This window comes from Nemorincola caseinilytica (assembly GCF_039540515.1).
Taxonomy (GTDB): domain Bacteria; phylum Bacteroidota; class Bacteroidia; order Chitinophagales; family Chitinophagaceae; genus Nemorincola; species Nemorincola caseinilytica.
Window position 1 is genome coordinate 209,255 of sequence record NZ_BAABFA010000007.1, and the last position, 6,000, is coordinate 215,254.

8 protein-coding genes are annotated in these 6,000 nt (G+C 53.0%); 3 read left to right on the forward strand and 5 right to left on the reverse strand.

Going from position 1 to position 6,000, the window contains the following annotated elements; translation table 11 throughout:
* The first annotated feature begins 2 nt into the window (after nt 1–2).
* A complete protein-coding gene (gyrB, locus tag ABD843_RS04950; RefSeq protein ID WP_345079409.1) occupies nt 3–1,976 on the forward strand; it encodes a DNA topoisomerase (ATP-hydrolyzing) subunit B in 1,974 nt (657 codons plus the stop codon).
* An 80-nt stretch (nt 1,977–2,056) separates the two neighbouring features.
* Here gyrB and ABD843_RS04955 read toward each other — a convergent pair whose 3' ends face one another.
* The 4 genes from ABD843_RS04955 to ABD843_RS04970 form a co-directional block, all read right to left on the reverse strand.
* Nucleotides 2,057–2,416, reverse strand: coding sequence for a PDZ domain-containing protein (locus tag ABD843_RS04955; protein WP_345079412.1), 360 nt, complete (start codon nt 2,414–2,416; stop codon nt 2,057–2,059).
* Nucleotides 2,417–2,420: 4 nt separating this feature from the next.
* Complete coding sequence (locus ABD843_RS04960; protein ID WP_345079415.1) at nt 2,421–2,966, reverse strand: SRPBCC family protein; 546 nt, start codon at nt 2,964–2,966, stop codon at nt 2,421–2,423.
* Nucleotides 2,967–2,979: 13 nt separating this feature from the next.
* A complete protein-coding gene (locus tag ABD843_RS04965) occupies nt 2,980–3,396 on the reverse strand; it encodes a hypothetical protein (RefSeq protein ID WP_345079418.1) in 417 nt (138 codons plus the stop codon).
* A 151-nt stretch (nt 3,397–3,547) separates the two neighbouring features.
* Nucleotides 3,548–4,090, reverse strand: a complete 543-nt coding sequence (locus tag ABD843_RS04970) for a 5-formyltetrahydrofolate cyclo-ligase (RefSeq protein WP_345079421.1) — start codon at nt 4,088–4,090, stop codon at nt 3,548–3,550.
* A gap of 84 nt (nt 4,091–4,174) precedes the next feature.
* On the opposite strand from ABD843_RS04970, the gene ABD843_RS04975 reads away from it, so the two are divergent.
* Both ABD843_RS04975 and ABD843_RS04980 read left to right on the forward strand, forming a co-directional pair.
* Complete coding sequence (locus tag ABD843_RS04975) at nt 4,175–4,858, forward strand: hypothetical protein (RefSeq protein ID WP_345079424.1); 684 nt, start codon at nt 4,175–4,177, stop codon at nt 4,856–4,858.
* Nucleotides 4,859–5,140, forward strand: a complete 282-nt coding sequence (locus tag ABD843_RS04980) for a DciA family protein (protein ID WP_345079427.1) — start codon at nt 4,859–4,861, stop codon at nt 5,138–5,140. It abuts the gene before it with no gap.
* Nucleotides 5,141–5,240: 100 nt separating this feature from the next.
* Here the strand turns inward: ABD843_RS04980 and ABD843_RS04985 are convergent.
* The coding region (locus tag ABD843_RS04985) for a T9SS type A sorting domain-containing protein (protein ID WP_345079430.1) at nt 5,241–6,000 on the reverse strand (760 nt) is incomplete at its 5' end.

Sequence of the window (6,000 nt, forward strand, 5' to 3'; positions counted from 1 at the left end):
ACATGGAAACAGAAAATGAGGTAGTAAAAGCCCCTGCAGAGTACGACGCGGGGAGTATACAGGTTCTGGAAGGTTTGGAAGCGGTGCGCAAACGCCCCGCGATGTACATAGGCGATATAGGCGTGAAGGGCCTGCACCACCTGGTGTACGAGGTAGTGGACAACTCTATAGACGAGGCGCTGGCAGGGCATTGTAAGAACATAACAGTGACCATACATGCCGACAACTCTATAAGCGTGCTGGACGACGGCCGCGGCATACCTACGGGCATGCACCCCAAAGAGGGTCGGTCGGCACTGGAAGTGGTGATGACGGTACTGCATGCAGGTGGCAAGTTCGATAAGGACAGCTACAAGGTATCGGGCGGGCTGCATGGTGTGGGGGTGAGCTGCGTGAACGCGCTGAGCACTGTGATGCACACCACTGTCTTCCGCGAGGGCAAGATATTCGAGCAGGAGTACCGCACGGGCATACCACAGTATGCAGTGCGCGAGATAGGCACCTCTACCAACAGGGGTACCCTGCAGCATTTCTGGCCCGATAATACCATCTTCAAAGAAACAGTATACAACAGGGAGATACTGGCAGGTCGCCTGCGCGAGCTGTCTTACCTGAACAAGGGTATACGCATAGTACTGACCGACAACCGCGAATTCGCAGAGGATGGCCAGCCACTGAGCGAGACCTTCTTCAGCGAGGGCGGTATCATAGAGTTCGTGCAGATGCTGGACCGTACCGGCAAGCGCGATCCGCTGCTGGCCACACCCATATTCGTAGAAAGCTACGACAAGGAATCGAACGTGGCGGTAGATGTGGCACTGAGCTACAACACCTCTTACAACGAGCATATCTTCTCCTACGTCAACAACATCAATACCATAGAAGGTGGTACGCACGTTGCGGGCTTCCGCCGCTCTATAACGCGCGTATTCAAATCTTATGGCGACAAGAACAAGCTGTTCGAGAAGGCCAAGGTAGAGATAACGGGCGACGACTTCCGCGAAGGCCTGAGCGCCATCATATCGGTGAAGGTGCCGGAGCCACAGTTCGAGGGACAGACCAAGACCAAACTGGGCAATAACGAGGTGATGGGCGTGGTGGACGTATGCGTGAGCCGCGTATTGGACGCCTACCTGGAAGAACACCCCAAAGAGGCCAAGCTGATAATAGACAAAGTGATACTGGCCGCACAGGCACGCGCAGCAGCACGCAAGGCACGCGAGATGGTACAGCGCAAGAGCGTACTATCGGGCGGGGGCATGCCCGGCAAACTGGCAGACTGCTCTGAGCGCGACCCCGAAAAGTGCGAGCTGTACCTGGTGGAAGGAGATTCGGCCGGTGGTACTGCCAAGCAGGGCCGCGACCGCAGCTACCAGGCCATACTGCCGCTGAGGGGTAAGATACTGAACGTAGAAAAGGCGCAGGAATATAAAATTTACGAGAACGAGGAAATAAAGAACATGTTCACTGCATTGGGCGTATCCATAGGTACACCCGAGGACCCCAAGGCGCTGAACCTGACAAAGCTGCGCTACCACAAGATCATCATAATGACGGATGCCGATGTGGACGGATCGCACATAGCCACCCTCATACTTACTTTCTTCTACCGCTATATGAAAGAACTGGTACTGCAGGGCTATGTATACCTGGCACAGCCACCGCTATACCTGGTGAAGAAAGGCAAGGAAGGCAAATATGCCTGGACCGAAGAAGACCGTAAGGCGGCCATAGAAGAGCTGGCAGGCGGCAAGGAAGACTCGGTGAATGTGCAGCGCTATAAAGGTCTGGGTGAGATGAACGCAGAGCAATTGTGGGATACCACCATGAACCCCGGAACACGCACGCTGAAGCAGGTGACCATAGAAAGCATGACGTATGCCGATGAGATATTCTCTATGCTGATGGGTGATGAGGTACCACCTCGCCGCCAGTTCATAGAGACCCATGCCAAGTATGCCAAGATAGACATCTAGGTATTCGAGACCGGGTATTAGGAATTAGTTATTAGGCGGCTGAGATCTCAGCCGCTTTTTTTGTGGGCATAGCAGAACACCTAGTCTTTTGCGAAGCGCGTCCTTATGACCATAGGCTTCTTGTCTCTGAGCAATGTTATGACCACAGAGTCGCCTGCGTGATAAGTACCCAGCACATCTTTGTAGGCGAATATATTCTTGATGTTCTTCTTATCCAGTGCAGTGATGATGTCACCTGCCTTTATGCCTGCCTGTGCGGCTGTCTGCCCCGGTAGCACATCGTTCACCCTTACACCGTCTCCACTGGTAGTATACCAGTAGTCGGGCTTTATGCCCAGGGTCACATTGGTCTTAGGCTGCTGTGCCGGCAGGGCGCCGCTTACACAACACAATGTGATGACCATACTGCAGGTATTTATAATGGCTTTACCTCTTGTCATATCCTTACATTTTTTTCACGCCATCTTCCAGGGCACGGAGTAGCAATATCATATTCGCATTGCGCCCTAGCGCATTCAGTATGCTGCGCATTATAAGGCCTTCGGTTTGGGATGTTTCGGTTATGGTGACCCTTGTATAGCCACCCACCGGCACCAGCGTGAACTGCCATGTGCCATGCATCCCGAAGTCGCTCTTGTCCATTCGGATCACCATCAGGTCTTCAGGCCGCTGCTGCAGGGCGGTATAGTACATATCGCCTACAAGCAGGGTGTGCTCGCGCCAGCGCCTGGGGCCATTGGTGCCATCTTCAAGCATCTCTACCGAGCGTACTTCATGCCTGTTGGCATCGAACATACGGGTATCGGCCAGCAGGGCCCATACCTTAGCTGCGGGTGCATGTACGATGCGGGTCTCGCTGCCATAGTAAGGCACATGGGCAAAAGCGCCCATTATCAATAAGACCATGAAGAAAAGCAGCGGTATACATGCTATGATAAGGAGTATCCTCCCTACTTTACCCGTGCGTTTCTGGGGAAGAAGTGAGCTCATAGAATGTTCGTTCTTACAGGTTGTCAATAGCATTGGTAGCGTTACCCCTCACCCACTGGCGCGCAGCCATCACCAGCACTGCCGATAAAACAAAGGTGAGGCCCAGCAACATTATCTGGCTGGGATTATCCCCCTTTCGCACCTCGCCTATGAAGTGCGCAGCATTGGCGCCCAGGTATAGTATGGATAATACCATATTCACCTTCCTGGCCACAGCGCCGGCATACCACATCAACGTTACGGCATATAGCAGCGGCAGAAAATGGAAGGCCGTCCTTATGATCAGTATCGTGGGCGGCACCGTACCATTGGCGCCTGCCTTTCTTACGTCTATACCGTAAAAGATCTCGCTTACATGGTAATCGAAATGCAGTATCATGCATATCACCAGTATCACCCACAAGAGTACTATACGCAGCTGGCCGCTCATACACTATATATTTATTGCCGTGAACCCGGCATCATTAAAAAAAGTACAGACAGAAAAAGCGCACATAGCAGTACGCAGGTGGGAGCAAGAGAACACCACAAAGAAAAGAAAGTTGCGGGGCGGTAGTTTATATTTTCGGGAAATACCGCGGCTAGAAAATTATCTTATCCAGCGGCACATCGTGCGGCTCTGCCGGAAATTCAGAAATGTACTGGAAAGGATAGCATATACCCAGCTTATACCCCGGTGGCATAGAGGCGAAGTACACATCGTAATAGCCCGACCCATAGCCCAGCCTGTAGCACCGCCCGTTATAGCCTATGCCGGGCACTATGAAGAGATCTATGTTGCCATTGTATTCATTATTACCTGCTGGGTGTTTGGTGCCGAAGCGGCCTTCTTCCAGCTCATCGAGCGAGGTAAGCACAAGGTTCTGTATGGTACGCTTGGGCAACGACCTTGGGCATATTATGGTATGGCCTTTCGCCAGCAGGTCCCGCAGCAGGGGGTTGATATCTATTTCGCTACCAAAGGGGATATATGAGTGAATGACCTGTGCCTGCCGCTCTGTGATGATGTCCATTATCTTGCTGCACATCTGCCTGTCCCATTCGCGCTTCACATCTGCCGACAGGCCGTCTCTTTGCGCAAGCATGTCTTTCCGTAGTATCGCTTTTTGTTCTTTGGGTGTCATGGACAGATGTTTACTACAATATTAGGCTATCGGTGGGGTATTTTTCTTACTCCCTGTCGCCCAATTGACCGATATTTGCCGTATATGAAGAAGCTGCTGTTGATATCGGTAATGGCAATGGCTACATGTGCCTATGGCCAGATGAAGGTAGACACTACGCGCACCAGCGTTACCGTGCGGCAGACAGTGGCCTCGGCGGTAAAGACCTTATCGATATACAGGGCCTTTGTACCCGGGCAGGGCATGCGCTACCTGGCGGTATACCAGCCTACAGCAGCAGAGCTGGGCGAGGAGCCCGATATATCGAGAATGAAATTCACGGATGAGGCGGTGCGTATAAAGGCAATGCTGGATGCTGCCCTTGCACAGAAGCCGCTCAACTTCTCGCGCCTCTCCATCAACCTGCTGCCATATATAGACCTTACAGCGCGCCTGGTAGAGCTCTATTCCACATCGAAGGAATGGAACGACTACCTGCAAAAGAATGCAGCCTCGCTGCGCAAGTCGGTGACGCTGATGGACGGATCGGAGGTGACGGAGATATCTTATGACATACAGGTGGCAGCGGCCGTATTTGAGAAAAGTGATATGCTGAAGGAACTGCAGGAACTGTTCGGGCCATATGGCTATACAGTAACACAGGGCGGTTTTCCCGATGAGCACCAGCAACTGGTGAGCACCGACAAACTGATGCTGCTGGGCAAAGACCCCAACCTGTTCGTACCTGCGCCCAATACATTCATCAACCTTTTAAAGACAAAGAAATAAATGGGCAGCTATAGCATAGGAGAGGCGATAAACCTGCTGATAGAGCGCTCGCACTGGAAGCCCAAAATGCTGGCGCTGCGCATGAGCCAGGAGTGGGAGGCCATTACCGGCAAGGCTATAGCCAAATATACACGGTCGGTAAAGCTGGAAGGAAAGACGCTGCACATATATACCGATGTAGCTGCACTGAAACAGGAGCTACAGTATGGCAAGGAACAACTGATAGTGCGCATCAACGAATACTTCAACGAACGGGTCGTAGATAGTATAGTTGTCAGGTAAGGCACATCTCTTCACAGTATTCCCCTTAGATATTCTTTGAACGCACAACGGCTTTCCTTTCGGGAAAGCCGTTGTGCTTCTATCGTGTATCGTATGTTGTCTACTTCTGCATCACGAAGTGGAAGGTGCGTACCTCTGTGGCCGTGCGCAGGTTCAGCATATACATGCCGTTGGCAAGGTCGCCACCCAGCTGCAGTTGCTCATCTATCGCACCGTTCTGTACCCGTACCACACCACGGTATACAACCTGGCCCAGTACATCCACTACATCCACGTTCACTTCCTTAGCATCACCACCCACAGTACCGCGTACCGTGAACCTGCCGCTGTTCGGGTTGGGCAGCAGGCGCACATCCGTACCAGTGGCCGTGGTGCCCACACCCAGAGGGCTCACCTTCATCGTCACCGTCTCAGTGCCCACAAGGCCTGCACAGTAACCGCCGCTCGTCACCTCTGCCGTCACCTCATCGCCATCCTGGAGCTCGCTGCTCATGTACATCGCGTTCGTAGCGCCGCTCACCACCGTCCCGTTCACTGACCACCTGTACAGGGGCTCGCTGCCGCCATTGGCAACATGAGCCGTCAGCCTCACGTTCTGGCCCTCCGATATCGACAGCCCGGGGTTCGCGCTTATCGTCACCACAGGTGCCTGGGGCACCACCACACGCATCTTCACATCGCTGCTCACAACATCCTGAAGCCTGCACGGGAAGTTGCTCGTCATCTCGCACGTTATCACATCACCATTGGCAGGTACATACGAGTATACAGGACCCGCACCTACCGTCACGCCGTTCTTCTTCCATACATAGAACGGTGATGTACCGCCTGCCACGTCCGTAGCAGTATAGGTCACTGTA

Coding starts and splice junctions, on each gene's coding strand:
- gyrB (WP_345079409.1), top strand. CDS start 3: ATGGAAACAGAAAATGAGGTAGTAAAAGCCCCTGCAGAGTACGACGCG.
- ABD843_RS04955 (WP_345079412.1), bottom strand. CDS start 2,416: ATGACAAGAGGTAAAGCCATTATAAATACCTGCAGTATGGTCATCACA.
- ABD843_RS04960 (WP_345079415.1), bottom strand. CDS start 2,966: ATGAGCTCACTTCTTCCCCAGAAACGCACGGGTAAAGTAGGGAGGATA.
- ABD843_RS04965 (WP_345079418.1), bottom strand. CDS start 3,396: ATGAGCGGCCAGCTGCGTATAGTACTCTTGTGGGTGATACTGGTGATA.
- ABD843_RS04970 (WP_345079421.1), bottom strand. CDS start 4,090: ATGACACCCAAAGAACAAAAAGCGATACTACGGAAAGACATGCTTGCG.
- ABD843_RS04975 (WP_345079424.1), top strand. CDS start 4,175: ATGAAGAAGCTGCTGTTGATATCGGTAATGGCAATGGCTACATGTGCC.
- ABD843_RS04980 (WP_345079427.1), top strand. CDS start 4,859: ATGGGCAGCTATAGCATAGGAGAGGCGATAAACCTGCTGATAGAGCGC.